The sequence below is a fragment of the Variovorax boronicumulans genome (genome assembly GCF_030812215.1).
Classification (GTDB): domain Bacteria; phylum Pseudomonadota; class Gammaproteobacteria; order Burkholderiales; family Burkholderiaceae_C; genus Variovorax; species Variovorax boronicumulans_C.
In genome coordinates, this window is record NZ_JAUSSG010000004.1 from 21029 (window position 1) to 45976 (window position 24948).

Annotated in this window: 25 protein-coding genes and 1 pseudogene; 8 read left to right on the top strand and 18 right to left on the bottom strand. The window is 68.1% G+C overall.

Annotation, left to right across the window (positions count from 1 at the left end; genetic code table 11):
- Nucleotides 1-7 precede the first annotated feature (7 nt).
- Genes leuD through J2W23_RS12050 form a run of 3 tightly spaced genes read right to left on the bottom strand, consistent with a single transcriptional unit; the run spans nt 8 to nt 3081 of the window.
- Nucleotides 8-613 carry a 3-isopropylmalate dehydratase small subunit gene (gene leuD, locus J2W23_RS12040; protein ID WP_307648899.1) on the bottom strand — a complete coding sequence of 202 codons (606 nt, stop codon included), beginning with the start codon at nt 611-613 and terminating at the stop codon, nt 8-10.
- 24 nt (nt 614-637) lie between these two features.
- The gene (gene leuC, locus J2W23_RS12045; RefSeq protein ID WP_307648900.1) at nt 638-2056 is read right to left on the bottom strand and encodes a 3-isopropylmalate dehydratase large subunit; all 1419 of its coding nucleotides are present in this window, start codon (nt 2054-2056) and stop codon (nt 638-640) included.
- A gap of 26 nt (nt 2057-2082) precedes the next feature.
- A complete protein-coding gene (locus tag J2W23_RS12050; protein WP_176659322.1) occupies nt 2083-3081 on the bottom strand; it encodes a Bug family tripartite tricarboxylate transporter substrate binding protein in 999 nt (332 codons plus the stop codon).
- A 101-nt stretch (nt 3082-3182) separates the two neighbouring features.
- Here J2W23_RS12050 and gcvA point away from each other — a divergent pair, with 101 nt between their 5' ends.
- Nucleotides 3183-4082 carry a transcriptional regulator GcvA gene (gene gcvA / locus J2W23_RS12055; RefSeq protein ID WP_307648901.1) on the top strand — a complete coding sequence of 300 codons (900 nt, stop codon included), beginning with the start codon at nt 3183-3185 and terminating at the stop codon, nt 4080-4082.
- A gap of 10 nt (nt 4083-4092) precedes the next feature.
- On the opposite strand, the gene J2W23_RS12060 is transcribed toward gcvA, so the two are convergent.
- Together J2W23_RS12060 and J2W23_RS12065 are read right to left on the bottom strand one after the other, a co-directional pair.
- A complete protein-coding gene (locus J2W23_RS12060; RefSeq protein ID WP_307648902.1) occupies nt 4093-4632 on the bottom strand; it encodes a 4-hydroxylaminobenzoate lyase in 540 nt (179 codons plus the stop codon).
- Between the two features lie 38 nt (nt 4633-4670).
- A complete protein-coding gene (locus tag J2W23_RS12065) occupies nt 4671-5666 on the bottom strand; it encodes a tripartite tricarboxylate transporter substrate-binding protein (RefSeq protein WP_307648903.1) in 996 nt (331 codons plus the stop codon).
- A 137-nt stretch (nt 5667-5803) separates the two neighbouring features.
- On the opposite strand from J2W23_RS12065, the gene J2W23_RS12070 reads away from it, so the two are divergent.
- The 4 genes from J2W23_RS12070 (at nt 5804) to J2W23_RS12085 (ending at nt 9128) form a co-directional block, all read left to right on the top strand.
- Nucleotides 5804-6805, top strand: a complete 1002-nt coding sequence (locus J2W23_RS12070) for a LysR substrate-binding domain-containing protein (RefSeq protein ID WP_176659318.1) — start codon at nt 5804-5806, stop codon at nt 6803-6805.
- Between the two features lie 82 nt (nt 6806-6887).
- A complete protein-coding gene (locus J2W23_RS12075; RefSeq protein ID WP_307648904.1) occupies nt 6888-7604 on the top strand; it encodes a nitroreductase in 717 nt (238 codons plus the stop codon).
- Between the two features lie 52 nt (nt 7605-7656).
- Nucleotides 7657-8781 (top strand): 3-deoxy-7-phosphoheptulonate synthase, encoded by a 1125-nt coding sequence (locus J2W23_RS12080; protein ID WP_307648905.1) that lies wholly within the window; start codon nt 7657-7659, stop codon nt 8779-8781.
- Between the two features lie 17 nt (nt 8782-8798).
- Nucleotides 8799-9128: a hypothetical protein gene (locus J2W23_RS12085; protein WP_307648906.1), complete on the top strand. Its 330-nt coding sequence runs from the start codon at nt 8799-8801 to the stop codon at nt 9126-9128.
- 9 nt (nt 9129-9137) lie between these two features.
- Here the strand turns inward: J2W23_RS12085 and map are convergent, their stop codons facing one another.
- A complete protein-coding gene (gene map / locus J2W23_RS12090) occupies nt 9138-9929 on the bottom strand; it encodes a type I methionyl aminopeptidase (RefSeq protein ID WP_307648907.1) in 792 nt (263 codons plus the stop codon).
- Nucleotides 9929-10183 carry a ParD-like family protein gene (locus J2W23_RS12095; protein ID WP_176659314.1) on the bottom strand — a complete coding sequence of 85 codons (255 nt, stop codon included), beginning with the start codon at nt 10181-10183 and terminating at the stop codon, nt 9929-9931. Before J2W23_RS12095 ends, map begins: the two co-directional genes overlap by 1 nt.
- 202 nt (nt 10184-10385) lie before the next feature.
- Between J2W23_RS12095 and J2W23_RS12100 the strand changes: the two genes are divergently transcribed.
- Nucleotides 10386-10811, top strand: coding sequence for a low affinity iron permease family protein (locus tag J2W23_RS12100; protein ID WP_307648908.1), 426 nt, complete (start codon nt 10386-10388; stop codon nt 10809-10811).
- A 6-nt stretch (nt 10812-10817) separates the two neighbouring features.
- Here J2W23_RS12100 and J2W23_RS12105 read toward each other — a convergent pair whose 3' ends face one another.
- Genes J2W23_RS12105 through J2W23_RS12115 form a run of 3 tightly spaced genes read right to left on the bottom strand, consistent with a single transcriptional unit; the run spans nt 10818 to nt 14875 of the window.
- The gene (locus J2W23_RS12105; RefSeq protein ID WP_307648909.1) at nt 10818-11873 is read right to left on the bottom strand and encodes an AraC family transcriptional regulator; all 1056 of its coding nucleotides are present in this window, start codon (nt 11871-11873) and stop codon (nt 10818-10820) included.
- A gap of 46 nt (nt 11874-11919) precedes the next feature.
- On the bottom strand, nt 11920-13479 hold the full coding sequence (gene gntK, locus J2W23_RS12110; RefSeq protein WP_307648910.1) for a gluconokinase: 1560 nt from the start codon (nt 13477-13479) through the stop codon (nt 11920-11922).
- Nucleotides 13480-13522: 43 nt separating this feature from the next.
- Nucleotides 13523-14875 carry a GntP family permease gene (locus J2W23_RS12115; protein WP_176659311.1) on the bottom strand — a complete coding sequence of 451 codons (1353 nt, stop codon included), beginning with the start codon at nt 14873-14875 and terminating at the stop codon, nt 13523-13525.
- A gap of 191 nt (nt 14876-15066) precedes the next feature.
- Between J2W23_RS12115 and J2W23_RS12120 the strand changes: the two genes are divergently transcribed.
- Nucleotides 15067-16098 carry a LacI family DNA-binding transcriptional regulator gene (locus J2W23_RS12120; RefSeq protein ID WP_307648911.1) on the top strand — a complete coding sequence of 344 codons (1032 nt, stop codon included), beginning with the start codon at nt 15067-15069 and terminating at the stop codon, nt 16096-16098.
- 43 nt (nt 16099-16141) lie between these two features.
- Here J2W23_RS12120 and J2W23_RS12125 read toward each other — a convergent pair whose 3' ends face one another.
- From J2W23_RS12125 to J2W23_RS12145, 5 genes and pseudogenes are all read right to left on the bottom strand, one after another.
- Nucleotides 16142-17362: a dienelactone hydrolase family protein gene (locus tag J2W23_RS12125; RefSeq protein ID WP_307648912.1), complete on the bottom strand. Its 1221-nt coding sequence runs from the start codon at nt 17360-17362 to the stop codon at nt 16142-16144.
- Between the two features lie 53 nt (nt 17363-17415).
- The gene (locus J2W23_RS12130; RefSeq protein ID WP_307649232.1) at nt 17416-17913 is read right to left on the bottom strand and encodes a flavin reductase family protein; all 498 of its coding nucleotides are present in this window, start codon (nt 17911-17913) and stop codon (nt 17416-17418) included.
- Nucleotides 17914-19149, bottom strand: a pseudogene (locus J2W23_RS12135) (styrene monooxygenase/indole monooxygenase family protein); the annotation flags it as partial.
- 13 nt (nt 19150-19162) lie between these two features.
- The gene (locus J2W23_RS12140; protein ID WP_307648913.1) at nt 19163-20401 is read right to left on the bottom strand and encodes a styrene monooxygenase/indole monooxygenase family protein; all 1239 of its coding nucleotides are present in this window, start codon (nt 20399-20401) and stop codon (nt 19163-19165) included.
- Nucleotides 20402-20430: 29 nt separating this feature from the next.
- Nucleotides 20431-21222 (bottom strand): SDR family oxidoreductase, encoded by a 792-nt coding sequence (locus J2W23_RS12145; protein WP_307648914.1) that lies wholly within the window; start codon nt 21220-21222, stop codon nt 20431-20433.
- A 194-nt stretch (nt 21223-21416) separates the two neighbouring features.
- Between J2W23_RS12145 and J2W23_RS12150 the strand changes: the two genes are divergently transcribed.
- Nucleotides 21417-22424 carry an AraC family transcriptional regulator gene (locus J2W23_RS12150; RefSeq protein WP_307648915.1) on the top strand — a complete coding sequence of 336 codons (1008 nt, stop codon included), beginning with the start codon at nt 21417-21419 and terminating at the stop codon, nt 22422-22424.
- Nucleotides 22425-22460: 36 nt separating this feature from the next.
- Here J2W23_RS12150 and J2W23_RS12155 read toward each other — a convergent pair whose 3' ends face one another.
- The 3 genes from J2W23_RS12155 to J2W23_RS12165 form a co-directional block, all read right to left on the bottom strand.
- Entirely contained in the window at nt 22461-23207 is a 747-nt protein-coding gene (locus J2W23_RS12155; RefSeq protein WP_307648916.1) for a TerC family protein, read from the bottom strand.
- A gap of 107 nt (nt 23208-23314) precedes the next feature.
- Nucleotides 23315-24502 carry an ABC transporter substrate-binding protein gene (locus J2W23_RS12160; protein WP_307648917.1) on the bottom strand — a complete coding sequence of 396 codons (1188 nt, stop codon included), beginning with the start codon at nt 24500-24502 and terminating at the stop codon, nt 23315-23317.
- Nucleotides 24503-24563: 61 nt separating this feature from the next.
- A complete protein-coding gene (locus J2W23_RS12165) occupies nt 24564-24923 on the bottom strand; it encodes a hypothetical protein (protein ID WP_307648918.1) in 360 nt (119 codons plus the stop codon).
- Nucleotides 24924-24948: the final 25 nt, after the last annotated feature.

Genomic DNA, 24948 nt, shown 5'->3' on the forward strand with positions numbered 1-24948 from the left:
TCACACTTCAAAGAGGAGCCGCGCCGCGCTCGCGGCCTTGCTCGAATGCGTCGATGGCCGCGTGCTGCGCCAGCGTGTAGTCGATCTCGTCCAGCCCTTCGAGCAGGCACTGGCGCGGAAACGGATCGATGCGGAAGGGCTCGACGCGGCCGCCCGGACCGGCGACGGTCTGCGTGCGCAAGTCGACGGTCATGCGAGTTCCCGGCGCCGCGAGCAGGTCGTCGAGCATCCGCTGCACCACCGCTTGGGGCAGCCGCACCGGCAGCAGGCCGTTCTTCAATGCGTTGCTGAAGAAGATGTCGCCGAAGCTCGGCGCGATCACCGCGCGAAAGCCTCCGTCGTACAGCGCCCAGACGGCGTGCTCGCGCGACGAGCCGCAGCCGAAGTTGGGCCCGGCCACCAGGATGCGTGCATCGGCATACACCGGCGCGTTGAGCACGAATTCGTCGCGTCGCCGGCCGTGCGCGTCATGCCGCACGTCGTGGAAAAGATAGTCGCCGAAGTTGTCGGAGCGCGGCTTCTGCAGGTACAGCGCGGGCACGATCTGGTCGGTGTCGATGTTGGCGCGTGCCAGCGGCACCGCCAGCGCTTCGAGTCGTGTGAAAGCTTCCATGGAATGGCCGTTCGAAGGTTGTCGTCAGTGCGATGCGAGCAGACGGCGCACGTCCGTCAGCCGTCCGGTAATGGCGGCGGCGGCGGCCATCGCCGGGCTCATGAGGTGCGTGCGCGAACCCGGCCCCTGCCGGCCGACGAAGTTGCGGTTGGAGGTCGAGGCGCAGCGCTGGCCCGCGGCCACCTGGTCGCCGTTCGTGCCCAGGCACATCGAGCAGCCGGCATGGCGCCATTGCAGGCCCGCCGCACGGAACACGGCATCGAGCCCCTCGGCCTCGGCCTGCTGCTTCACGAGGCCGGAGCCGGGCACGACCCAGGCTTCCACGCCCTCGGCCACGCGCCTGCCTCGCACCACATCGGCGGCGCTGCGCATGTCCTCGATGCGGCCGTTGGTGCACGAGCCGATGAAGACGCGGTCGACCGCGACCTCGTCGAGCATCTGCCCTGCTTGCAGGCCCATGTAGGCGAGCGTGCGCTGCATCGATGCGCGGCGCTCGGCAGTGGCGGCCTCGGCGGGGTCGGGCACACGGCCGGTGATCGGCAAGGCGTCCTCGGGGCTGTTGCCCCAGGTCACCATCGGCGCGATGTCGCCGGCCGAGAGGCGCAGTTCGGTGTCGAACACCGCGCCCTCGTCGCCGGGCAATTCGCGCCAGCGCGCAACAGCCTCATCCCACGCCGCACCCTGCGGCGCCTCGGGCCGGCCGGCCAGCCATTCGAAGGTGGTGTCGTCGGGCGCCACCATGCCCGCGCGCGCACCGGCCTCGATGGACATGTTGCACACCGTCATGCGCCCGGCCATCGAGAGCGCGCGGATCGCCTCCCCCGCATACTCGATGACGTGCCCCGTGCCGCCCGCGGCGCCGAGCCGCGCGATGACCGCGAGGATGATGTCCTTGGCCGAGACACCTTCGGACAGGCGTCCGTCGATGGTCACGCGCAGCGTGCGGGGCTTGCGCTGCCACAGGGTCTGCGTGGCGAGCACATGCGCCACTTCCGAAGCGCCGATGCCGAAGGCAAGCGCACCGAGCGCACCGTGCGTGGCGGTGTGGCTGTCGCCACAGACGATCACGCTGCCCGGCAGGCTCAGGCCCTGCTCCGGACCCACCACATGCACGATGCCCTGGCGCAAATCGTCGAGGCCGAAGAAGCGGATGCCCGCGGCCGCGCTGTCGTCCTTCAGCGCCTCTGCCATCGCACGCTTCTCCGGGTCGGCAATGTCGGCGAGCGCGCGCGAACCGGTGGGCACGTAGTGGTCGGGCGTGGCGAAGGCGCGGTCCGGGCGGCGTACCGGAAGGCCGCGCTGGCGCAGCATCTCGAAGGCGGGCGCGGAGCCGTCCTGCACCAGGTGGCGGTCGACGTACAGCAGGCTCTGGCCGTCGTCGCGCTGCATCACCACGTGCGGCTGCCAGATCTTGTCGAAGAGGGTGCGGGGAGCGAAGGACATGGGGGAAGCGATGGAAGGAAAAGTGATCAGTCGAGCTTCACGCCGGAGATGCGCACGATCTCCGCATAGCGCTTGGTCTCGCTCGCCATGAAGCGCCCGAAGTCCTCGGGCGTGCCGCCGCCGACCTCGGCGCCGAACGCGGCCATGCGCTTGTGCAGCTCGGGCGACTTGAGCACGGCGTTGGCCTCGGCGTTGAGCTTGTCGATGATGGGACGCGGCGTGCCGGCCGGCGCCGAGAGGCCGTACCACGACGAGGCGTAGACGCCCTTGAGGCCCACCTCGTCGAAGGTCGGCACATCGGGCAGCGCGGGGTTGCGCATCTTGGAGGCCACGGCCAGCGCGCGCATGCGACCTCCGGCGATGAAGGGCAGGCAGGTGGTGGTGTCGAGCATCAGCGACACATGGCCCGCCGCGAGGTCGGCCTCGGCCGGCGCGGTGCCCTTGTAGGGCACGTGCACGATGTCGATCTTCGCGGCGGCAGCGAACTGCACCGCCGCCAGATGCTGCGACGAACCGATGCCACCCGAGCCATAGTTGAGCTTGCCCGGGTTCGCCCGCGCCGCATCGATGACATCCTTGACGGTCTTGAACGGCGAGTTGGCCGGCACCACGAGGATGTTGGGCACGGCCGAGACATAGACGATGGGCTCGAAGTCCTTCACCGGATCGAAGCCCAGCTTGCTGTACAGGCTGATGTTCACCGCGTTCGGGCTGATCGAGGACATCAGCAGGTTGTAGCCATCGGGCTTCTGCCGCGCCGCAAGCTCGGTGCCGATGTTGCCGCCCGCCCCGGCGCGGTTGTCCACCACGAAGGGCTGGCCAAGGCGATGGCCGAGCAGCTCGGACACGATGCGCGCGGTGGTGTCCACGCCGCCGCCTGCCGGCCACGGCACCATCAGCTTGATGGGCTGCGAGGGATAGTTCTTCACAGCCGCGTCGTCGGCCGACGCGGCCGCGTGCGCGCCGAGCAGCACGGCGGTCATCAGGCAAGAACGCATGCAGGCATGCAGTTTCTTCATCGTCATGGCGGTGTCTCCTGTCTTTGTAATGAGCGCATGCTATGCCTCGACCTGCCCGCCTCGCAATCACAATAAAGGCATGCAGGCATGAGTAAACTTCATACCCCATGACACGCAAACTGCCCCCGCTCAATGCCCTCCGCGCCTTCGAGGCGGCCGCGCGCTGCGGCAACTTCACGCGCGCCGCGCAGGAACTGTTCGTGACGCAGGGCGCGGTCAGCCGGCACATCGCCACGCTGGAAGACTGGCTCGGAGTGCAACTCTTCGAGCGCGGACGGCACGGCATCCGCCTCACGCCCGCCGGGGAGAGCTATTTCGCGAGCATGCGGGTGGCGCTCGACCAGATCGAGCACGGCACCCGCCAGCTGCAGCAGCAAAGCCCCGACGAATGGCTGCTGCGCATCAAGTTGCCGCCGACCTTCGCGATCCGCTGGCTGATTCCGCGGCTCGCGCGCTTTCATGCGCTGCATCCACGCATCGACGTGCAGATCACCACCTCGCACAAGCCGACCGACTTCGACCGCGATGACATCGACGTGAGCATCCATTCGGAGCCGAGCCCGCCGGTCGGCCCGGGCTACAGGTTGCTCTTCCGCGAGACGCTGCTGCCGGTGTGCGCGCCGGCGCTGCTGCGGCGCGAACCGCCGCTCGAGCAGCCGAGCGACCTCGCGCACCAGGCGCTGCTCAGTTCGCTCAACCGGCCGCACGACTGGCAGACCTGGCTTGCGGCGGCCGGCGCGCCCGGCATCGACACGCGGCGGGGCCTGCAGTTCGAGAACGCCGCCATGGCCTACCAGGCGGCGGCCGAGGAGCTGGGCGTCATGGTGGGGCTGCTCGCCTTCGTGCGCGACGACCTGGCCAACGGCCGGCTGGTCGCGCCCTTCGACCTGCGCGTTCCCACCGAGGGCGGCTACTTCATGGCCTGGCGCGCGGACCGGCCGGTGCCGCAGCGGGTGCGGGATTTCGAGAACTGGATCGCGGCGGAAGCAGCGACCAGCGAGGCTTGAGCAACATGCGCTAGGCGGAGATGCCCGGCGCCTTCATGTCGTAGGAGATCCGCCCCGCCGGCAGGTAGAACAGCGCGATGACCGCACCGCCCTTCGCCTCCGGATAGTGATGGCTCCCCGGCGCGGGGGCGGTCCATCCGCCGTAGCACCATCCGTTGGGGCCCGCCAGCGCGGCACCGTCGTCGAGCGGCACCACCATGTTGAATTCGCCGTAGGGGTGCGCGTGGTAGTCGCCGCGAAAGCTTTCCTCGGGGTTGCCTTGCATGTTGTCTGTGCTGTCCATGTAGACCGCGGTGATGCTGAAGTTGAACGTGCGCGCCGATGGGTCGCACAGCCGCGCGCGCCGGTACTTGCGCCCACGTATCTCGACGTTGGCGGCCCAGCCGTCGCGCACGCCGGCCTTCACCAGCGTGGCCAGCTCGTCATAGAGCGGCGAGCCGGGTGGATACGTGGCGTTGAGCCACTGCTCCACCTCGGTCCCCGTGGTCATGTTCTGGATTTCCGCAAGAAACGGCAGGCTGGCTTCGATCAGTTTTTCGTGGTCGGTCATCGGTGGTTTTTCCTTTTGCTTCGAGGGTTCTTCTTGCCTTACTCGTCGGCCCGGAAGCCGGAGGCCGCGACCACCGGCTTCCATCGCTCCCGCTCGGTGGCAATGAGGCGCGTGAAGTCGGCCGGCGCGAGGTAGGCGGCTTCCAGCCCGATCTGCGACAGGCCTGCAACGAGCGTGCTGTCGCGCGATGCGGTTTGCGTGGCTTCGGCGAGCGCCGCCACGGTTTTCTCCGGCGTGGCGGCGGGCGCGTAGATCCCATAGCTCTCGAGCCCGGTCACGCTGTCGAAGCCCTGCTCCGTGAAGGTCGGCACGTTCTTCAGGAAGCGCGAGCGGCGCTCGCTGCTCGCGGCCAGGAGGCGCAGCTTGCCGCTCTCCAGGTACTGGAGAAAGTCGCCCACGAAGCCGATGTAGGCAGGAATCTGCGCGCCCAGCAGGTCCTGCACCGCGGGCGCGGAACCGCGATAGGCCACGTGCGTGAGCGGCACGCCGGCCGCCTGCGAGAAGCGGTAGCCCAGGAACTGCGCGAGCGAGCCCGCCGCGGGCGACGCGTAGGCGCGGCCGGTCTCGGTGCGCCGGAGCCAGCGCACGTAGTCGGCCAGCGTCTTCACTTCGGGCGGCACGGCGCTGCTCACGGCAAGGACGCAGGTCGCGGAGGCCAGCAATGCGACGGGCCTGAAATCCTTGGCAGGGTCGTACGCGAGGTTGGCGTAGACGTGCGGGTAGATCGTCATCGCCGAGGTGTGCGTGCACAGGAGCACGCTGCCGTCCGGCTTCTCGCGCTTGAGCTGCGCATTGGCGATGCGCCCGGCGGCGCCGGGCCGGTTGTCCACGAGGTATGGCCGGCCCTGCGCGCGCCACGATTCGGTGAGGCGGCGCGCGGTCTGGTCGAGCGTGCCGCCGGGCGGATAGCCCACGACGAGCCGCCCCACCGCTGCATCGGTCTGCGCGATTGCAAGTGCTGGCGACAGCGCCGCGCCCGGCACGAGACACGCAGCGCGCTTTGCGAAAGTCCGCCTTGAAATGTGATGCACCATGATTGATTGCTCCAGTTGTTGGTCTCGCCCATGTCCCGCCAGGAACGCATGGACGAACGGTGCCACCGCGCCTGTGCCGCTGGAAGCGATCAATCTGCAACACGACAATGCAGCGCGTGCAACATGAGGAGAAAAAGATGGCCGCAGTGAATCCGAACCGCATGGACCTCAACCTGCTTCGCGTGTTCGATGCCGTCTTCGAGGACCAGAACCTCCTGCGTGCGGGCAAGCGCCTGCACCTGAGCCAGTCCGCGATCAGCCATGCGCTGGCGCGCCTGCGCGAGGCGCTGCAGGACGAACTCTTCATTCGCACCGCGCGTGGCATGGAGCCCACCGCACGCGCACTGGCGATGGCCGCGCCGCTGCGAGAGGCCCTGCGCAGCATCCACGACACGCTCGGCGTGCAGCCCTTCGATCCCGCGACCGCCTCGCGCACCTTCGTGCTGGCCGCGAACGACTACGTGACCTCGGTGCTGCTGGTCGGCCTCAGCCGCCGCGTGAACGCCATTGCGCCGGCGGTGGACCTCGTCGTGCGGCCGTCCACGCGGCTGGACCTGGCCGAGCAGATCGACGTGGGCCGCATCGACCTGGCCATCGGCATCTTCGCGGAGGTGCCGCCACGCTTCCAGAGCGGCCCCGTGTGGACGCAAGAGGACGTGCTGGTCATGCGCAAGGGCCATCCGCTGCGCCGGCGCCGGCTGCGCGTGGACGACCTCGCGGAATTTCCGCTGGTGACGGTTTCGCTCGGCGGGCAGGAGGAAGGCGCGGTCAGCGGCTACATCGTCGAGCGCGGGCTGGCGCGCCAGTCCGAGATGTTCGACCGGCAGGCGCTGGAAGATGCGCTCGCGGCCATCGGCCAGCGTCCGCGCTACCGCATCACGGTGCCGCATTCGCTCGCGGTGCCCGAGCTCCTCGTGGACAGCGACATGCTCTCCATCGTGCCGGCGCCGCTCGCACAGGCCTTCGCACGCCGCGGCGACGTGCATGCCAAGCCGCTGCCCTACGAGGTGGCGAACGTGAGCCTGCGCGCCATATGGCACCGGCGGCACGAACACGACCCGGCCCATGTCTGGCTGAGGGAACAGCTCGCGGAGATCGCGGAATCGACGCGCGGCGAGCAGGGCACGCGTCAGGGCTGACCCACCCAAATCCGATGCCGTGCATACCCATGCTGCGCAAGTTTCAATGGGCAGCCGCGCACCCGCGTGCGAGCATCACGCCATGATGAAAGCTCCCCCTACGGACGGCGCAGCGCAAGACGTCGTCGACGCGGTCATTCGCTCGCGCAAGGCGGTTCGCGCCTTCCGGCCCACGCCGGTTTCCAAGGCGCTCGTCGTGGAAATGCTCGATGTCGCGCGCTGCGCGCCGAGCAACTCGAACACGCAGCCGTGGTCGGTGCACGTGCTCGAAGGCAATGCCAAGCGCCGGCTCAGCCAGGCGCTGCTGCGCTCGCACGAGCGCGACGATCTGCCCGCCTCGCAGCACTTTCCGCCGGAACTGCCCGCCGCATGCAGATCGCGGCAGGCGGACTTCGGTGCCCGCTACTACGCGGCCCTGGGCATCGACCGCGCGGATGCGGCGGCACGCTACCGGCGGACGGCGCAGAACTACCTGTTCTTCGACGCGCCGGTGGGCCTCATCTTCACGATCGACGAGCGGCTGATGCCGCACAGCTGGGCCGACTTCGGCATGTTCCTGCAGACCTTCATGCTCGCTGCAAGAGCACGCGGGCTCGACACCTGCCCGCAGGTGTCGTTCGTGCGGCATGAGGCGGTCATTCGCGAATGCCTGCCGTTGCCCGCGGGCCAGACCGTGGTGTGCGGCATGTCGCTCGGCTGGGCGGAGGCAGATTCGGCGCTGCACCATCTCGCGATGCCGAGGGAGCCGGTGGAGGCGTTCACCGTCTTCCACGGCTTCGATGAGGGGGCCGCCGGCTAGGGCCTTCGGATGGACAATCGGACGAGCCCCATCCGAAATCAAAGTCACGACCATGCCCCGCCTCGACGACCCCCTCCACGACGCCGAAATCGGCTCCCGCGACAGCACGCTCGACACCACCCGCATCGACGACGTGCGCATCGGCGCCGTTCGCCCGCTCATGACTCCCGCGCTGCTGCAAGAGCGCGTGCCCGTGCGCGACAACACGCTGGCGCTGGTCGAGAGCAGCCGCGCGGCGATCGCCGACGTGCTGCACGGGCGCGACGACCGGCTGGTGGTCGTGGTCGGCCCTTGCTCCATCCATGACCACGACCAGGCCCTCGAATACGCACAACGCCTGAAGAAGGTGGCCGATTCGCTGCAGGACGACCTCTTGATCGTGATGCGCGCCTACTTCGAGAAGCCGCGCACAACCGTCGGCTGGAAGGGCTACATCAACGACCCGCACCTGGACGGCAGTTTCGCCATCAACGAAGGGCTGGAGCGCGCGCGGCGCCTGCTGCTCGAACTCACCACGCTGGGCCTGCCGACCGGCACCGAGTTCCTTGACCTGCTGAGCCCGCAGTTCATTGCCGACCTGATCGCCTGGGGCGCCATCGGCGCGCGCACCACCGAGAGCCAGAGCCACCGTCAACTGGCCTCGGGGCTGAGCTGTCCGGTCGGCTTCAAGAACGGCACGGACGGCAGCGTCAAGGTGGCGGCCGACGCCATCCTCGCGGCGCGCGCGCCGCATGCCTTCATGGGCATGACCAAGATGGGCATGGCCGCGATCTTCGAGACGCGCGGCAACGACGACTGCCATGTCATCCTGCGCGGCGGCAAGGCGCCCAACTATTCGGCCGCGGACGTGGAGTCCAGCTGCCAAGCGCTGCTTGCGAACGGCCTGCGGCCGCAAGTGATGATCGATGTCTCGCACGGCAACAGCAGCAAGCAGCACCAGCGGCAGATCGTGGTGGCCGAAGACGTGGCAGCGCAGATCGCGGGCGGCGAGCAGCGCATCACGGGCCTCATGATCGAGAGCCACCTCGAGGAAGGCCGGCAGGACCTGAAGCCCGGCGTCGCGCTGAAGCGCGGTGTTTCGATCACCGATGCGTGCATCGGCTTTGCGCAGACGGTGCCGGTGCTCGAAGGACTGGCTTCGGCGGTCAAGGCACGGCGAAAGCTGTCGAAAGCCTGAAGCTGCAGAAGGCCTGAATGGAAGACATCGTCCGCGGCATCGGCGTGATGTGGGCCAACGAGAGCCTGCGGCCATTGCTGCTGGGCGCCATCGCGACGGCCATGGTGATCGGCGTCCTGGTGGCCGCCCTGCATGCGTGGGCACGCCGCAGGGGCCTGGACGATGCGATCGGACACCGGGTGCAGCCCGCCATGCGTTTCGCGATAGCGCTGCTGTTCGGACTGGGCTGCGGCGCCGTGCTGGCGCGCGACGATGTGGCGTGGCCGATCCCTGTGGCCGGGATCGCGCTCTCCCTCTGCTTCATGGCGTATTTCGGCCACCGGGTCTGGCGCGGCCAGCCGGAATAGCGCGAAGCATCAGATCGGCGCGTAGGCGCCCGTGCCGCCCGGCCAGGTCGTCAGCACGTCATAGCCCTCGGGCGTCACCGCCACCATGTGTTCCCACTGGGCGGACAGGGACCTGTCCTTGGTCACGACGGTCCAGCCGTCGGGCAATTGCCGGGTGTCGCGTTGGCCCGCGTTGAGCATCGGTTCGATGGTGAAGACCATGCCCGCCTCCAGCCTCCGCCCCTCCCCGCGCCGCCCGTAGTGCAGCACCTGCAGGTCCTCGTGGTAGACCCGGCCGATGCCGTGCCCGCAGTATTCGCGCACCACGCTGAAGTGCTCCCGCTGCGCGACCGACTGGATGGCGTGGCCGACATCGCCCAGCGTCGCGCCAGGCCTGACCTGACGGATGCCGGCGAGCATGGCTTCGTAGGTCGTCTCCACCAGGCGCCGGGCCAGCACGCTGGGCGTGCCGACGAAGTACATGCGACTGGTGTCGCCGAACCAGCCGTCCTTGATGACCGCGACATCGATGTTGACGATGTCGCCCTTCTTCAGGATCTTGTCGGGCGAAGGGATGCCGTGGCAGACCACCTGGTTGACGGAAGTGAGGATGGTCTTCGGATACCCCTGATAGCCCACGTTGGCCGGAATGGCGCCCTGGACATTCACGATGTGGTCGTGGCAGATGCGATCGAGCGCCTCCGTGCTCACGCCCGGCACGACGTGCGGCTCGATCATGGCGAGCACCTCCGCAGCCAGCTGGCCAGCGCGCCGCGCCATCTCGATGTCTTCGGCGGACTTGATGACGATGTCGCGCGCCATCAGCGTTTTCCGGGCGAGGGCGAGCGGGGCTTGCCGGCCTGGGCGGTGACCGCCGATGCGATGTCCAGCCCCCCCGCGAGTTCAGCCTGTATCAGCAGTTGGCAGACTTCCCGGTAGTCCAGCTCCGGGTGCATCTCGGTCAGCATGCCGACCCGCATCCAGTGCTCGGCCTGCGAATTGATGGACCGGCTGAGCGCATTGCCGGCCACTCTCAGGTTCTCGTGCATCAGGTCTGAAATCTTTACGATGCCCATCGGCGGCCTCCATACGAAATATACGCGAAGTATATATGCTTCGTATATACACGCATGGTCCGGCAGTGGCGCTCTCGAACGTCCATTGCGGCGTGCTCCGACGCATCCGCAGCATCTTCATGAACACCTTCTCGCGGCACCGGACGACACACGCCGGGCACCGCCACAGGCACTTTCGGCGCGAGAAGGAGCAATCTCACTCATGGATCGCCTGTTCGCCTTGTTCGCCAACAAGACCGCGCATATCGCGGGCAGCCCGTTCACGTTCCTGGTGTGCGTGGCCGTGGTCGTTGCATGGGCGGTTGCCGGGCCGTTCTTCGGCTTCTCGGAAACCTGGCAACTGGTCATCAACACCGGCACCACCATCGTGACCTTCCTCATGGTGTTTGTGATCCAGAACACCCAGAACCGCGACGGCGTGGCCCTGCAGACAAAGCTGGACGAGCTGATCCGGTCGTCCAACGCCCAGAACGAATTCATGGGCATCGAGAAGCTCACCGACCGCGAACTGATCGCGCTGCACGAGAAGTGCGAGGCGGCAGCCAGAAGCAGCCAGGCCACGCTGGAGCGCACCCGTGCCGAGCGCCGCCGGCGCGGCCACGACACGGAGGCCGCGGCCAAGGCTTGATCCGGCCTACGGTGCGGGGGTGGCGAAGGCGCCGGGCCTCTGGGTTTCCTGGGTCCCCGCCCGAAATTCACCCGGGGTCATGCCCTTGATTCGCCTGAAGTGCCGGTTGAAGTTCGAGATGTTGTTGAAGCCCACCTCGTAGCAGATGCTGCTCACCTGCTGGCGCGTGGAGGCCAGCAGGCGGCAGGCGCGCGCCACGCGCAGGCCGATCACGAAGTCGGTGAAGGTCTGGCCGGTCGCACGGCGGAAGCTGCGCGAGAACGCGTTCTCGCGCATGCCGACGACCGCGCCGACCTCGGCCAGCGAAAGCTCCTCGGCGTAGTTGTCGCGGATGTGGTCGAGCGCCTTGTGGATGCGCGTCGCGGCCCCGGGCTCGCCCAGCGAATCGTCGGTGAACGCGGCGTCGGCCAGCAGCCGGTACTCGGACCATTGCGAGAGCTCGTTGAGCAGCACGGTGAATTCCGCAAAGCGCGCCAGGCCTTGCAACATCTCGATGCGCCGCAGCCGCGAGACGATGCCTTCGTTCAGGCCCACGAACTGCACGCCTTGCCGCGCGCGCGCCAGGAGCGGCGCCGCATCGCGCAGTTCGGGAAACAGTTCCATGCCGCGGCGCAGCGGCTCGTCGCCGAAGCGCAGCACCAGGCTGCCGGCATTGCCCGCGCCATGCATCGGACGGTGCTCGAACGCGAGGCTGTGCGGCAGCCGTGGGCCCAGCAGCACCACGGTGCCGGGCGCGAAGCGGTGGGTTTCCTCGTCGATGCCGTTGCCCACGCGCAGGCGCGCGGGCGCGGCGCCGATCAGGTGCAGCTCGTGCTCGTGCAGGCAGCTTGCATCGTTGCCGCGCGTCGAAGCCGCGGAGGAGGTTTCGCAGTGGATGGTGAGCCGGGTCTCCGCCAGCGCAGGTACGGCGGGCTCGGATGTCGCGCCGCGCCGCGCATCGAGCGGGCGGACGCGCGCGGTGGTGTACGGGCGCGCTGCGGGCGCCGTGACCTGCAGCTTGGTGCGCAGCGCGGCGGACGCATGCGCTCGGGAGGCGGAAGCCGGCGGGATCGTGTTCAGCAAGACCAAATCTCCAACGGACGACAAACGGTGAAGGACGGGTGAGGCGTCAGCTCTTGCGCGCCGGCGGCGGCATGGCCGTCTGCTGCTGGAAGGCGGCGAGCAGCCGGTACTCCTCGCCGAGCTTGCGCGGCAGCGAGAGATACACCGGCAGCAACTGCCGGTAGAGCGCCGCGTTCTTGGCATTGGGCGTGTGGCGGTGCGTGGCGCCCACCATGCCCGCGACCACGTCGAGCGAATCGACGTGCCCCAGCGCATAGAGCCCGAGCACCGCGGCGCCCAGGCACGAGCTCTCGAAGCTCTCGGGCACCACCACCTCGCGGTCGAACACGTCGGCCATCATCTGGCGCCACATGCCCGAGCGCGCGAAGCCGCCGGTGGCCTTGATGTGCGCGCTGCGGCCCGCGATCGACTCGACCGCCGGCAGGATGCTGTAGAGGTTGAAGATCACGCCCTCGAGCACCGCGCGGATCATGTGCTCCTTGCGATGGTGGATGCCCAGCCCGAAGAAGGAGCCGCGCAGGTCGGCGTTCCAGTAAGGCGCGCGTTCGCCGGTGAGGAAGGGATGGAACACCAGCCCTTCGGAGCCGGCCGACACGCGCTCGGCGATGCGGGTGAGCACCTCGTAGGTGTCGATGCCCAGGCGCTTGGCGGTCTCGGCCTCGGCCGAGGCGAACTCGTCGCGCACCCAGCGCAGGATGATCCCGCCGTTGTTCACTGGCCCGCCCACCACCCAGCGCCGCTCGGCGAGCGCATAGCAGAAGGTGCGGCCCTCGGGGTCGGTCATCGGGTGGTCGACCACGGTGCGCATCGCGCCGCTGGTGCCGATGGTCACGGCCACTTCGCCGGGCGCCACCGCGTTCACGCCGAGATTGGAGAGCACGCCGTCGTTGGCGCCGATGACGAAAGGCGTGTCGGTGGCAAGCCCCAATTTCGTTGCGACATCGGCCGGCAGGCCTTCGATGTGCCAGGTGGTCGGCACCGGGCGAGACAACTGGTCGGCACGCACGCCGGCGAGCGCGAGCGCGCCTTCGTCCCAGTCGAGCCGCTCGATGTTGAAGAGCCCCGTGGCCGAGGCGATGGAGTGATCGACCTGCCATTGCCCGAAGAGCCGGAAGAACACGTATTCCTTGATGCCGACGAAGCGCGCCGCGCTGGCAAAGAGCTCGGCGCGCTCGTGGCGCAGCCACACCAGCTTGGCCAGCGGCGACATCGGATGGATCGGCGTGCCCGTGCGGCGGTAGATCGCCAGCCCGTCCCATTCGTCGCGGATGCGCTCGGCCCAGCGCGCGGCGCGCTGGTCGGCCCAGGTGATGCTGGCGGTCAGCGGCGCGCCCGCACCGTCGACCAGGATCAGGCTGTGCATGGCCGCGCTGAAGGACACGGCGAGCACGTCGGCGGGCGCGGCCTTGCTCTCCTGCACGCAACCCGCGATGGCTGCGAGCACCGCCTGGAAGATCTGCTCGGGATCCTGCTCGGCGGCGCCGGCCTCGGGCTGCAGCAGCGGGTAGTCGACCGCATGGTGGGCCAGCACACGCCCCGCGGGCGTGAAGGCCACCGCCTTGGTGCTGGTGGTTCCGATGTCGACGCCGATGACGGTGCGGCCCATGGCTTGTCTCCTTGCCTCAGTGATCAGGTTCAGGTGATCGCGCTCAGACCACCAGGCTCAGCAACATGATGAACGCGAGGGCCACGACCGAGATCAGCGTTTCCATCACCGTCCAGGTCTTGAAGGTCTCGGCCACCGTCATGTTGAAGTATTGCTTGACCAGCCAGAAGCCCGCGTCGTTGACGTGCGACAGGATCAGCGACCCCGCGCCCGTGGCCAGCACCAGCAGCTCGAGGTTCACGCCCGGCACCAGGGTGGCGAGCGGCGCGACGATGCCCGCGCCGGTGATGGTGGCGACCGTGGCCGAACCCGTGGCGATGCGAATCAGGCCCGCCACCAGCCACGCCAGGAGGATGGGCGAGACCTGCGCATGCAGCGCCATCTGCCCGATCGCATTGCCCACGCCGCTGGCCACCAGCATCTGCTTGAAGCCGCCGCCCGCGCCGATGATCAGCACGATGGCCGCAGTGGGAGCCAGGCTGTCGTCCACGAACTTCATGATCTGCTTGCTGGTGAAGCCGCGCGCATAGCCGAAGGTGTAGAGCGACAGCAAGAGCGCCGCCAGCAGCGCGGTGATCGGGTGGCCGATGAAATCCAGCCACTGGCGCACGATGTTCTTCTCGTCGAGTGCCACGTCGGCGAAGGTCTTCAGGAGCATCAGCGCCACGGGCAGCAGGATCGTGACCAGGGTGATGCCGAAGCCCGGCAACTCGCGCGCCTCGGGTTCGCGCGCCAGTTGCTCCAGCAGCTCGGGCGAAGCTTCGCCCGGCACGTACTTGGAGATGAACTTGCCGAAAATCGGGCCCGCGATCATCGCGGTGGGCAGGCCGACGAGCAGGCCGTAGAAGATGGTCTTGCCGATGTCGGCGCCGAACACGCCGATGGCCAGCAACGGCCCCGGATGCGGCGGCACGAGGCCGTGCACCACCGACAGGCCCGCCAGCAGCGGAATGCCGATGCGGATGAGCGACACGCCGGTGCGCCGCGCCACGATGAACACCAGCGGAATGAGCAGCACGAAGCCGATTTCGAAGAAGAGCGGAATGCCCACCAGGAAGGCCGCGAACATCATGGCCCAGTGCACGCGCTCCTTGCCGAAGGCGTTGATCAGCGTGCGCGCGATGCGGTCGGCGCCGCCCGACTCGGCCATCATCTTGCCGAGCATGGTGCCCAGGCCGAGCACGATGCCCACGAAGCCGAGCACGCCGCCGAAGCCGTCCTGGAAGGACTTCATCACCAGGTCCACCGGCATGCCCGAGGTGAGCCCGAGGAAACCGGCCGCCAGCGTCAGCGCGATGAAGGGGTGCACGCGCCAGCGCGTGATCAGAAGGATCAGCCCGAGGATTGCCACCAGGGCATCGACGAGCAGGAAAACCTCTTTGCTCATTCCGAACATGTGTTGTCTCCTGAATATCCGGCCGTTGCAAAGATGGGCCGATGAATGGGATAGCGCTATCCCTGACAATCCAAAAAAACCAGCTCTCTGGCGCGCTCGGGGTTAGTCCCGAATCGGCGCAGGGCTGGACAGCGCTATCCTAGGACAGCGCTGTCCGATTCAATCTTGGTACTAACCCTAAGAAAACGACCATGGCCGACGCCCCCGAGCGCCCACGCTCCCGTTCTTCCAGCCACGTGACGCTCGACGACGTGGCCCGCGTATCAGGCGTGAGCCCGATCACCGTGTCGCGCGCCCTGCGCGGCGCGCGCAACGTGTCGCCCGAACTGCAGGCCCGCGTGCAGGCGGCGGTCGACCAGCTCGGCTACGTGCCGAACGTGGCGGCGCGCGCGCTCGCTTCGGCACGCAGCTCGCATGTGGCGGTGCTGATCCCGTCGCTGACCAACCAGCTCTTCGTGGAATTGCTCGAGGCGGTGCAGGACGCGCTCTCGCCGCACGGCTTCCAGTCGCTCATCGGCGTCACGCACTACGACCCTGCGCAGGAAGAGGCACTGCTGCGCAGCTACCTCTCGCAGCGGCCGGCGGGCGTGCTGCTGACCGGCTTCGACCGCAGCGCCGCGTCCTTGCAGATGCTCGCGCGCAGCGACGCGCCCTGCGTGTACCTGATGGAAACCTCGGACGCGCCCGGCATCCACAGCGTGGGGTTCTCGCAGCAGGACGCGGGCCGCGCCATCGTGCAGCACCTGCTCGCGCGCGGCCGCCGGCGCATTGCCTATGCCGCCGGCCAGCTCGACCCGCGCGTGATGATGCGGCTGGAGGGCTACCGCGAGGCACTGCGCGCGGCCGGCTGCCACGACCCGGCGCTCGAGCTGCTGGCGCCGGGCCCCACGTCCATGGCACTGGGCGGCCGGCAGTTCGAGGACCTGCTCGCGCGCCACCCCGACGTGGACGCCATCTTCTATTGCAACGACGACCTCGCGCAGGGCGCGCTGCTCGCCGCGCTGCGCACCGGCGTGCCGGTGCCCGAGCGCGTGGCGATCGCCGGCTTCAACGACCTGGGCGGCAGCGACCAGATGCTGCCGCCGCTGACCACCGTGCACACCCCGCGCCGCGAGATCGGCGAGCGCGCGGCCACCATGCTGCTGTCGCTGATGCGCGCGGAAACGGTGGCCGAGCGCACAGTGGACCTGGGCTTCGAGCTGATGGTGCGCCAGAGCAGCTGAAGCAACGGGGCGCGCGCCGCCCTGCCACCTCGGCCTCTGTGCCTCAGCGCCTTGGCTGCATCAAGGCATTCGAGGGCAGCGTCTCGTCCAGGAGCTTGCGCGCCGTCTCCACGCCAGCCACCGGCAGCAGCTTGGGGTCGAGCAGCCCCACCTGCACCAGCACGCTCGCTTGGTCCCAGTAGATGTGCTCGTGGTAGAGCTTGTCGCCGCGGAACTTGATGACCGCGAGCAGCGGAATTTCCACGCGCTTGCCGGTCGGCGCCACGCCCGGCAGCATCCACGGGATTTCCGTGGTGTGCGTGAAGCAGAACAGCATCTCGTCGACCACCTGCGATGCGCCCACGGTGCGCGAGATCGGCACCAGCGAGGTGTCGGGCGGATTGCTGTTGACGAAGTGGTTCGTATAGAACGCGTGCAGCGCCTTGTAGCCCACGCCGCCCGTCATGGTGGGAATGTGGTTCACATAGGGCTCGGCCACCATGGTGCTCATCGTGTCGTCGACGTTGCGCGTGCCGAACTCGTATTCGCAGTGCTTGTCCCAGAGCGCCGAGAGGTCGTAGTCGGGGCCGATGGCGCCCTTCAGCGCCGCGATGCTGCGCTCGTGCGCCATGAGCGCCGAGGGCTTGTGGAAGTGCTCGCCGCCGTTGCGCGCGAAGGCGTGGTCCATGCCGGGGTACACGTAGAGCGAAACGCCGGGCCGGCCCGACAGCGTCTGCACGATGCGGTCGCGCGCCTCGGGCGGACAGAACTTGTCGAGCTCGGCGATGTGCAGCGTGAGCGGACGCTTGATGTTGTCGGCTTCGCCGAGCGCCGCATCGATGCCCACGCCGTAATAGCCGACGGCCACGTCCGCGTCGGTGCGGCAGGCGGCTAGGTACGCGAGCTTGCCGCCGAGGCAGAAGCCGAGCACGCCGACCTTCTTCTCTTGCACCTCGGGGCGCTGGCGCAGCGCGGTGATCGCGGCCTGCATGTCTTCCATGCCCTTGGCTTCGTCGAAGCCGCCATAGAGCGCGAAGGCGCGCTGCCAGTCGGCCTCGCTGTAGCCGAGCTCCACATCGGGCTCCTGGCGCCAGAAGAGATCGGGCACCAGCACCACGTAGCCTTCTTCCGCGTAGTAGTCCGCGACCTCGCGCATCGTGTGGTTGATGCCGAAGATCTCCTGCGCGATCACGAGGCCGGGGCCGCTGCCGGCTTTGGGCAATGCGAGGTAGCCATTGAAACTGCCGCTGCCGTCGGTGGCCTGGATGCGGATTTTTTTCTGCATGTGAACTGCTCCGTGGATGAGGTGGGGTGGTGAGGCGGGCCGCATGCTCGCGCTCACTGCATGCATTCCGGGTGTCGTGTCGTCACCTGGTAGTAGCCTGAATGAAACACCAGCGGCTCGCCGTCGAAGCGATCGTAGCGCTCGACTTCGCCAATGAAGATGAGATGGTCTCCGCCGTCGTACTGCTTCACGTTGCGGCAGGTGAAGCGGGCGATGACGCCGTCCAGCAGCGGCACGCCGGCCGTGCCCTCGCAGCAGTCCACGCCACCGAACTTGTCGGCCTGCGGCGTGGAGAACTGCCGCGACAGGTGATGCTGGTTCGCCGCGAGCACGTTGATCGCGAAATGGCTGGCGCCGGTGAAGTCCGCCACGCTCGGCGCCTGCCGAGCGAGGCTCCACAGCACCAGCGGCGGATCGAGCGAGACCGAGGAGAACGAATTGGCGGTCATGCCCACGCGGCGCCCGTCGATGGCGCGGGTCGTGATGACGGTCACGCCGGTGCTGAACTGCCCGAGCGCCTTGCGGAAGTCGCGCCGGTCGAAGCGGTCCACCGCCGCTTCGCGTGCGCGGGTTTCGAGAAAGCGGTCGGCCTCGGCGGCGTCGAACCACCAGGGCGCGAAGATGCGCGGGTCGTCGAAGCCGTTGACGATGGTGCCCGCCACAGCGGGCATGTGGGTCGCGCTCTGCAGCAGCTTCAAGAGGTGCGGCTTCGGCGGTGCGAGCAGGCTGTTCGTCCAGTCGGTGGCCCAGCGCGCGTAGCCTTCCCAGTAGCGATCGAAGGTCTCCTGCATCCATTCGGCATCGAACGGCGCGTCGCCGTGTTCGAGGATGCGCTTGAGGTAGATGTCGGCGCACTTGGCCGCATTGTTCGCGCCCTGCCCCGTGATCGGGTCGTTGAGCACCACCGCATCGGCCAGGCCCAGCACCTTGCGGCCCGAAGGCAGCGCGGCGACGGGCCTGCGCACCGTCGGCGTGAAGCGGCCCGCGAGGATGCCGTTGTCGTCGGTCAGTTCGATGTGCGTGCAGCGTTCGGCCTCCCAGGGCAGGAAGGTCTCGAGGATCCACTTGCTGCGCGCGAGGTGCTCCTGCGGCGTCTTCACATCGGCCCAGCAGTCCATCGGACCGCCGGGCACACCTTCGAACACCATGATCTCGCACGGCCCCGAGGTGGTCAGCGCCGGAAACACGAAGTACTCGCCCACGCCCGGAATCAGGTTGAAGCACACCCGCGCATGCGGCTCGGCAGGCTTCATGCCCTTCACATAGGTGAGCGCCAGCGCGCGCTGCGGCTGGTCGCATGGGGAGCGCAACTCGTCGCGCTCGAAGCGTTTCGAGATCTCGCCTTTGCCGCTCGCCACGATCACGAGGTCGTGCGTCTGCGCGCAAGTCTCCAGATCGTCGAGGCCCACGTCCTTCAGCACCAGCCGGCCGCCGCGCTTCTCGAACTCGGCCATCCACGCGGGAATCTTGAGCCGCTGATCGACCGACTGCGCGGGCCCGTCGAGCCGCGCGCGCCATTCGATGGCCTTGCCACCCTCGGGGTTGCGCACTGCGATGCCGATGCCCTCGATGGCGGGGCATTCGTCCGCCCACCAGTCCAGTTCCAGCTCGCGCTCGGTCTGCAGCGCGGTCTCGAACATGCACTGGCTGGACATCACCGGCCCTTCGAGGATCTCCCGCGCCGAGCGGTTCGAGAAAACCGTCACCTCGTGCCCCGCGCGCTGCAGGCCGAGCGCGAGCTGCATGCCGGACTGTCCGGCACCGACGATGGCCACGCGTCGCTTCATGGTGCGCTCCGGGCTACGCGACAGCCGCGCAGGTGGCGATGTAGCGCTCCGACTCCGCAGCGTCGGCGAACCACGGGAAGAAGGTGCGCGGATCGTCGAAGCCGTTGGCAAAGGCGCTCGCCAGCGGCGGCACCGCGCCGGCGCTGCCGAGCAGGTTGAGCACATGCGGCGGCGGTGGCGCGAGCAACATGTTGGTCCACTGCGTGACCCACTGCGCATAGCCGAACCAGTAGCGGTCGAAGGTCTGCTGCATCCAGGCCGCATCGGCCGCGCCGTCGCCGCGCGCGAGGATGCTCTTCAAGTACGTGTCGGCGCACTTGGCCGCGTTGTTGGAGCCCTGCCCCGTGATCGGATCGTTGAGCACCACCACGTCGGCCAGGCCCAGCACCTTGCGGCCCGAAGGCAGCGTCGCCACGGGCTTGCGCACCGTCGGCGCGAAGCGGCCCGCGAGGATGCCGTTGTCGTCCGTGAGCTCGATGTCCTTGCAGCGCTCGGCCTCCCACGGCGTGAAGGTATCGAGGATCCATTTGCTGCGCGCCAGATGCTCCTCGGGCGTCTTCACCTCGGCCCAGCAATCCATCGGTCCGCCGGGCACGCCTTCGAACACCATGATTTCGCACGGCCCCGTCGTGGTCAGCGCCGGGAACACGAAGTACTCGCCCACGCCCGGAATCAGGTTGAAGCACACCGCGGAGAACGGCTCGCGCGGCTTCATGCCCTTCACGTAGGTGAGCGCCAATGCACGCTGCGGCTTGTCGTAGGGCGACTTGTGCGCATCGCGCTCGAAGAGCTTCGAGATCTCGCCCTTGCCGCTCGCCACCAGCGTGAGGTCGTGGCTCTGCGTGCAGGCCTCCAGCTCGTCGATGCCCGCGTCCTTGAAGACGAGCTCGCCGCCCTTCTTCTGGAATTCGTCCATCCACTCCGGGATCTTCACGCGCTGGTCGACCGACTGCGCGCTCGCGTTGAGCTGCGCAGCCCAGTCGATGGCCTTGGCGCCCTTCTGCTCGGGATGCGGCACGGCCAGGCCGATGCCGTCCACCGTCGGGCAGTCGCTCGCCCAGTGGTCCAGGCCCAGGTCGCGCTCGATCTGCAGCGAGGCGTCGAACATGCACTGGCTCGACATGACCTTGCCGCGGCGGATGTCCTCCCCCGTGCGGTTGCTGAACATCGTGACCTCGTAGCCTGCCGCGAGCAGGCCCAGACCCAGTTGCAGGCCCGACTGGCCCGCGCCGACGATGGCGATTCGCTTCATTGCTTTGCTCCTTGATGCTCCGCGAGGAGCTAGTCCATCAACAGGGGAATGGCAGGCACGGCCTGCTCGGGGCCCATGGCGGCATAGCCGCCGTCCACCGCGTAGTCGGCACCGGTCACGAAGCTCGCGTGATCGGAGCACAGGAACAGCACCACCTGCGCCACCTCGTCCGGATCGCCGACGCGCCCGAGCAGGTGGAAGGGCGCGGCCACGCGGTCGGTCTTGGCGCGGTCGTTGCCGCTCAGGCGCTCCATCACGGCCGACCAGGTCCAGCCCGGCGAGACGCTGTTCACCCGGATGTTGTCCTGCGCGAGGTCCATCGCCATGTTGCGGGTGAGCTGCGCCATCGCGGCCTTGCTCACCGGATAGAGCCAGCGCCCCGTCTGCGCCACGCGCGCCGAGATGCTCGTGAAATTGACCACCGCCCCGCCGCCGGCCGCCACCATGTGCGGGTGCGCGGCCTGCAGCATCGCCACCGCGCTCGCCACGTTCACATTGAAGGAGGTCAGCCAGTCGGCGCGCGGCGACTTGAAGCCGTCGTCCACGTACGAGCAGGCGAGGTTGACGAGAAAGTGCACCCCGCCGTGCCGCGCGGCCGCCTCGGCCACGCAGGCCTGGACCTGCGCGTCGTCGGTGATGTCGGTGCGGACGAACCGCACGCCGGCGCCGAGCGAATCGGCCAGCGCCTGGCCGTTGTCGGCATCGATGTCGGCGACGACGACCTTCACGCCGGCCGCGTGCAGCGCGCGCACCACGCCCGCGCCTATCAATGTGGCGCCGCCGGTGACGATGGCGCTCTTGCCTGCGAGTCCCTTGAACATGACGCTTGCTCTCCTGGGTTGGTCGTTCGACTGATTGATCACGCAGGCCAGGGTGGCCTGTGGGGCGAACGTTACGAGGAGGCGCGCGCGTGGAGCGTCCCGCAAACGCAGGCGATGTCCCTGGCGCGCAGGTTTTTCCGAGGGGTGGCCCGAATTGTGGGCGGGGATGGTTTTTGCTACGGTGCCTTCGCCCCATGGAAACCCTCACCACCCCCGCGTTGCCGCTGCAGCGCTACCGGCTTTTCGAGAGCCACGACATGGACGAGGCACGCGAAAGCGTCGCCCGCGTGTTCTGTCCGCACGGGCTGGTGATGCTGAGGCCGCGCACCGAGCTGGACGCCTGCCACCACAGCGCGCGCCTGCATCGGGACGTGAGCCTCAATTACGTGCAGTACGGGCCCGGCGTGCAGATCGACCCCGGGTACCTGCAGGACTTTTTCCTGCTGCAGATTCCGCTGCGCGGCGGCGCGGAGATCCGCTGCGGTGCGCAGCAGGTGGATGCCACGCCGCGGCTCGCTTCGCTGCCCTCCCCCACCGAGCCGCTCTCGATGCGCTGGGCCGACGACAGCCCGCACCTGATCGTGCAGCTGGCGCGCTCCGCGCTGCTCTCGCGGCTCGAATCGCTGCTGCAGGCGCCTGTCGGGCAGCCGCTGGTGTTCGACCTCGGCGTGCCGCTGGACAACCCCGTGCTGGCGCCGCTGGTGCATTTCATCGACTACCTGCGGCTCACGCTCGATGCCGGCAATGCGCTGCAGCCGGGCAGCCCCCTGGCCGAGCATGCCGAGGCCTACCTGATGTCCAGCCTGCTGATGTCGGCGGGCCACAACCACTCGCGCGCACTCGCCGGCAACGCGCAGCGGCGCTTGCTGCCGCGCGTGGTGCGCAGGGCGCAGGAATACATGGCCTCGAATGCGCAGCTGCCGCTGTCGCTGGCCGACGTCTGCCGCGAAGTCGGCTGCAGTGCGCGCGCGCTGCAAGTCGCCTTTCGTCAGCATGCGGGGCAGGGGCCGATGGAGTTTCTGCGCGAAGCCCGGCTCGACAAGGTCCGCGCCGAACTGCAAACCTCGGCCGGCGTCGCAGGAACCGGCGTGCGTGAGGTGGCACAGAAATACGGCTTTCTTCACCTCGGGCACTTCGCGGCGCAGTACCGTGCGCGCTTCGGGGAGCGGCCGTCCGACACGCGGGGGGCGCGCGGCGCTTGATGCGCCCGCCCTGCGCGGGCGGGCGAGCGCCGGAATTCAGGAGCCCGGCATGTGGGGCGGATGCAGTTCCACGGCCTTCGCCTTCTTGCGCATCCGGATGTTGAGCATCTCCACGGCCACCGAGAAAGCCATCGCGAAGTACACGTAGCCCTTGGGCACATGATGGTCGAAGCCCTCCGCGACCAGCACGACACCCACGACCACGAGGAATGCCAGTGCCAGCATCTTGATGGTGGGATGGGCCGAGACGAAGCGCCCGATGGGCGTTGCGAACACCATCATCAGCAGCACCGAGGCTACCACCGCGGCGATCATGACGCGCACGTCGTCCACCATGCCGACCGCGGTGATGATCGAGTCCAGCGAGAACACGAGATCGATCACGATGATCTGGAGCATGACGGAGGTGAAGGTCGCCTGGGCCACGCTCGCCTTCTGCTCGTGCGCACCCTCCAGGGACTGATGGACCTCGGTCGTGCTCTTCCAGATCAGGAAGAGGCCGCCCAGGATCAGGATCAGGTCGCGCCCCGAGATCTCCTGGCCGAACGCCGAGAACAGCGGAGCGACCAGCCCGACGATCCAGGCCAGCACCAGCAGCAGCCCGATGCGCATGAACATCGCCATGAACAACCCCATCCGGCGCGCGAACTCGCGGTTGGCGGGCGGCAGCTTGTCGACCAGGATGGAGATGAAGATGATGTTGTCGATGCCCAGCACGAGCTCGAGCGCCGTGAGGGTAGCAAAGGCAATCCAGACCTGCGGATCTGTCAGGAGTTCGAGCATCGGGGTTCTTTCAAACGGCCACGCCGGGAAGTTGAAGCTGCGCGGATTCTCACCTGCGGGGCGCATGCGGCAACGAGGAAGGCCGCAAGTCTTTCGGGGTACTGCCATCAATGAACGAAGCGCCCCCCGGTGCCGATCATCGTCATCTCGACGAAACGCGAGCCGCTGTGGTTGTCGGGGGTGAACGAGACGAAGAATCCGCCCGCGTCCCACTTGTTCATCGTTTCCAGGGCGGCCAGCAGCCTCGCACGCGTGAGATCGCGGCCCGCGCGGCGCAGCCCTTCGACCAGGGTCTTCGCGGCCAGGAAGCCTTCCATCGATCCGAAGCTCATGTGCGGCACGCCGGCCTTCAGCATGGCCTGGGCATATTCGTTCTGCAGCACGGACGCGCGGCCCCATGGAAAGGGAACGACTTCGGAAATCATCACGCCCGCGCCAAGGCTGCCGAGCTCGTCGGCCAGTGCCTTGCCGCCGACGAAGGACACGCTGACGAAGCGCCCGGCATAGCCGGCCTTCTTCATTTCCTTGATGAGTGCCGCGCTGGACACGTAGGAGCTGATCAGCGCCACGGCATCGGGATGCGCGGCCTGGAGCGCCTTGGCGGCAGCCGCCACCTCGGTGCTGTGCCGCTCGATCGCGGTGGTCGCGACGATCGGCAGGCCGTGCTTGGCCGTCGCCCTGCTCATCGCCTGGAGCCCCGCCTTGCCGTAGGCATCGTTCTGGTGGAAGACCGCGATGTTCCTGGCGCCGGTAACCGCCAACTGCTCGAGGATGTATTCCGACTCGTCGAAATAGCTGGCCCTGACGTTGAAGACGACGCGATTGAACGGTTGGCGCAGCGCCTCGGCGCCGGTCACCGGTGCAAAAAACGGCACCTGCGCAGCCACGGCCAGAGGCAACGCCGCCAGGGTGGTGGAGGTGCCGACATAGCCGAACAGCGCCACGGCGCGGTCCTGCTCCAGCAGGTCGGCCGTGTTGCTGGCGGTCATCTTCGGGTCGTAGGCGTCGTCCTTGGCGTGCAGCTCGATCTTTCGCCCGTGGACGCCACCCGCGTCGTTGACCATCTGGAAGTAGACGCGCGCCCCCACGTTGAACTCCGTGCCCAGCTGCGCGGAAGGGCCGCTGAACGGCGCCGACTGACCGATCACGATGGCCGTCTCGTCCACGGCCTTGTCCTTGGCGACGCCCGGCAGGCTGGCAAGCCCCAGCGAGACGGCGACGCAGGACGCCAGAAGGAAACGCCGGGTGCGTGGCGCAGACGGCAGCATACGGGAGGGGATGGGGCGAGAAGGCATGTGGTGTGGCCCTTGGGTTCTCGAAATGGAATTCAGCCACTGGCCGGCGGGGGTGCGGTGCTCAGAAATCCAGCTGCTTGTCCACGTCCTGGGTCTTGCGGCGGGCCAGCGCGAGGTTGGCGCGCAGCTTGTCCAGCACGACGTAGATGAACACGCCTTCCTTGGAGATCGAGGGGCGGACGATGTGGTATTGCTTCCCGAGGGTGATCAGGATGTCTTCGATGACGTCGTTCAGGCCGAGGGCCCGCATCGTCTTGAGCTTGGTGCGCACGACCTCGGTGTTGCCGGCCGCGGCGATTTCGAGATCCAGGCCCGAGCCCGCGGAGCCCAGGATCATTCCGCTGCCGGAATCGACGATGGCCGCGCACATGGCGCCGTCCAGGGACAGGATGTCTTCGAGGGTCTGCTTGATGGATGCCAATTCGTTCTCCAGTAAAAAATAAGAA